This window comes from Streptococcus sp. 2018037, assembly GCF_019754195.1.
Lineage (GTDB): Bacteria > Bacillota > Bacilli > Lactobacillales > Streptococcaceae > Streptococcus > Streptococcus hashimotonensis.
The window spans coordinates 1-3,113 of the sequence record NZ_JAIJZQ010000048.1 but is presented as its reverse complement, the minus strand read 5'-3'; the positions used below and the strand labels follow the sequence as shown (position 1 = coordinate 3,113).

The window sequence follows — 3,113 nt, the reverse complement described above, 5'->3', positions numbered from 1 at the left end:
TTGGCTAAGAAATTAGCCCAAAAGAGTAGAAACAGAAAGAAAAACACAGGCAGTTCAGCTGGATTTCATCAGAAGCAGCTCAATCTGTCTGTGTTTTTTATTTACTGGCTAGTTTTTGCCCAGCCTCATTTGTCAATTATTCGCTAAGTTCTTCTGTAGAATGTGTCAACTTAATGTCAACAGTTTGTTTCTGATTATTGCGGTAATAAGTTACAGTGATTGTATCTCCAATTTGATGTTTGTAGAGAGCGCTCTGGAGATCACTCTTATTTTGAATAGCTTCTCCGTCAATCTCAGTAATGACATCAAAAGTTTCTAATTTTCCATCTGAAGGTAGTCCACTTTGTGTAGAGACAATTACAACACCGGATGTTAATTCCGTATTTGATAATCCAGCTTTTTCTAATTGACTAGTTGACAAGGTCGTCAAGTTAACCATATGAACTCCAAGAGCAGGTCGGCTAACTTGTCCAGTTTTTTCAAGCTGATTGATAATAGCTACGGCATCATTTGCAGGAATAGCAAATCCCAACCCTTCTACAGCCACGCCTGAGCTATTTGCAGAACTTGAGGTAATTTTGCTAGAGGTAATGCCTATCACTTGTCCTTGGGTATTGATTAACGGTCCGCCAGAGTTTCCAGGGTTGATAGCTGTATCAGTTTGAATGGCATTGGTTGAGATTGTTTGTCCATCTTTTGATTGTGAAGTAACTGTCCGACTTAAGCTGGAAATAATACCCTGGGTAACTGTATTGGCGTAGACGCTGCCTAGAGGACTACCAATTGCGATAGCAGTTTCTCCAACTTTAATTGTATCGGAATCAGCAAATTCAGCAACAGCAGTGACTTTATCTGCTGATATTTTTATAACAGCTATATCAGAATATGTATCGGAACCAACAAGTTCACCGCTAATTTTTTCTCCAGATGCTAAAAGGATATCAATCTTTTCTGCGTTATTAATAACATGCGTATTTGTCACAATATAGGCATATTGACCATCTTTTTTGTAGATAACACCAGATCCCTCCCCAGCAACGGCTAGTTCGTCAGATGATTCAATATTTCCAAAGATAGCACCAAGACTATTGTTGGCTGATTTTTGGTAATTAATAACAGACACAACAGCATTTTGTACTTTCTCTACAGCTTTTGTGGTGGAAGTTTCATTATTATATTGAACATTGCTGACACTAGTGATAGCAGAATTTGCTTGTTGAACCTGTGGCTGGAAGAAAGAGGCTGATAAGGCCCCGATAAGACCCCCAAAAAATCCAATTACAAATAAAATCGCAAATTTCAAATATTTTTTCATATAAGGAATCCTTTCCATTTCTTTAATTTTCCTTAAGAGTACTATTTCTTTCTTAATTATAACTTAAAGTTTTCAAAAATCAATCCACAACCTGTGGATAACTATGTGAATTATGTGAAAAACTGTAGCCATATCCTGATTTTCTAAAAATATTTTCTGTCGTATGCTTGTGGATATGTTACAATTATTTTATGAAAATAAAATTGATTACCGTTGGAAAATTGAAAGAAAAGTACCTCAAAGAAGGTATTGCAGAATATAGTAAACGATTGGGACGATTTACTAAGTTGGATATGATTGAGCTTCCTGATGAAAAAACACCAGATAAAGCCAGTCAGGCAGAGAATGAACAAATATTAAAAAAAGAAGCCGATAGAATTATGTCTAAAATTGGAGAGCGAGATTTTGTCATTGCCTTAGCGATAGAAGGGAAACAATTTCCATCGGAAGAATTTAGTCAAAAGATATCTGATATTGCAGTAAATGGGTATTCAGATATAACTTTTATCATCGGTGGTAGTTTGGGTCTCGATTCTTGTATTAAAAAAAGAGCTAATTTGTTGATGAGTTTTGGACAGTTGACACTTCCCCATCAACTAATGAAATTAGTTCTCATCGAGCAGATTTATCGAGCATTTATGATTCAGCAGGGAAGCCCATATCATAAGTAGTTTCACGTGAAACAAGGAGTGAAAATGAATCAAAAAGATTATCGTGTTTTTGAGGGATTGAGAATTGCTTGTTCATTAACGTTTATCAGTGGTTATTTAAATGCCTTTACTTTTGTGACTCAGGGTGGTCGCTTTGCTGGTGTACAATCTGGAAATGTTATTTCCCTAGCTTATTTTTTGGCTAAAGGTGACTTTGCGCAGGTAGTTAATTTTTCCATTCCCATTTTATTTTTTGTATTCGGACAATTTTTTACCTACTTAGCAAGAAGGTATTTTGAAAAACAAACATGGTCTTGGCACTTTGGTAGTAGTGTAATGATGTTAGTTCTTATTTTACTAACTATCATTTTCTCACCTATTATGCCTGCGTCTTTTACAATTGCTAGTCTAGCCTTCGTAGCCTCTATTCAAGTAGAAACATTTAGAAGGTTACGAGGTGCTCCTTATGCCAATGTGATGATGACAGGGAATGTAAAAAATGCTGCTTATCTCTGGTTCAAAGGAGTTATTGAAAAAGATTTAGAACTTAGAAAAACAGGTAGAAACATTTTATTGACCATTATAGGGTTTATGCTAGGTGTTATCATATCTACTCACCTATCCTTCCAATTTGAAGAATATGCCCTTATTGGTCTTATTTTACCAGTTTTATATATTAATTATGAATTATGGCAAGAAAAAAGACCTACTCGAGGTAGGTCTAAATGATTCCAGCAGGATTCGAACCTGCGACCGTTCGCTTAGAAGGCGAATGCTCTATCCAGCTGAGCTATGGAACCTTAACCATTTTATTTTACATTAAACAAAGCACTCTGTCAATACGGTAAATTCTCAAAGTAAGTTCTGTTTTTGCCTAAAGCTGCAGATTCAAGGAATTTTTAGGGTTGAAAATGTTGAAAAAAAGAGTACACTAAAGTTACTGGCTCTGAGACGTCTCAAAGTAAGTTCTAGCTATCTGGAATTTTGGCTGGGACAAGTTCCTTTCTATTTTTGATAAATTTTTATGATAAAAACTAGCGATTATTTATCCAATAATCGAGGTGATTGGATGACGTTCTCAGGGTCAATTTTAGAGATACCCAAAAGTGTTGCCAATTCTTCACCGTAGGTAAATGTAAAGAGTTCAT

The 3,113-nt window shown here is 35.7% G+C and carries 3 protein-coding genes and 1 tRNA gene; 2 read left to right on the top strand and 2 right to left on the bottom strand.

Annotation, left to right across the window (positions count from 1 at the left end; genetic code table 11):
* Positions 1 to 136 precede the first annotated feature (136 nt).
* Positions 137 to 1,333: a S1C family serine protease gene (locus tag K5Q29_RS10470; protein WP_221877130.1), complete on the bottom strand. Its 1,197-nt coding sequence runs from the start codon at positions 1,331 to 1,333 to the stop codon at positions 137 to 139.
* Positions 1,334 to 1,506: 173 nt separating this feature from the next.
* Here K5Q29_RS10470 and rlmH point away from each other — a divergent pair, with 173 nt between their 5' ends.
* Complete coding sequence (gene rlmH, locus K5Q29_RS10465) at positions 1,507 to 1,986, top strand: 23S rRNA (pseudouridine(1915)-N(3))-methyltransferase RlmH (RefSeq protein WP_002941741.1); 480 nt, start codon at positions 1,507 to 1,509, stop codon at positions 1,984 to 1,986.
* A gap of 24 nt (positions 1,987 to 2,010) precedes the next feature.
* Positions 2,011 to 2,694: a YoaK family protein gene (locus K5Q29_RS10460; RefSeq protein WP_105139577.1), complete on the top strand. Its 684-nt coding sequence runs from the start codon at positions 2,011 to 2,013 to the stop codon at positions 2,692 to 2,694.
* Here the strand turns inward: K5Q29_RS10460 and K5Q29_RS10455 are convergent.
* Positions 2,692 to 2,765 (bottom strand) — tRNA-Arg (locus K5Q29_RS10455). The genes K5Q29_RS10460 and K5Q29_RS10455 overlap by 3 nt on opposite strands.
* Positions 2,766 to 3,113 lie beyond the last annotated feature (348 nt).

Bases quoted from the DNA above. Each gene is read 5' to 3' on its own strand.
- K5Q29_RS10470 (WP_221877130.1), bottom strand. From the start codon at position 1,333: ATGGAAAGGATTCCTTATATGAAAAAATATTTGAAATTTGCGATTTTA.
- rlmH (WP_002941741.1), top strand. From the start codon at position 1,507: ATGAAAATAAAATTGATTACCGTTGGAAAATTGAAAGAAAAGTACCTC.
- K5Q29_RS10460 (WP_105139577.1), top strand. From the start codon at position 2,011: ATGAATCAAAAAGATTATCGTGTTTTTGAGGGATTGAGAATTGCTTGT.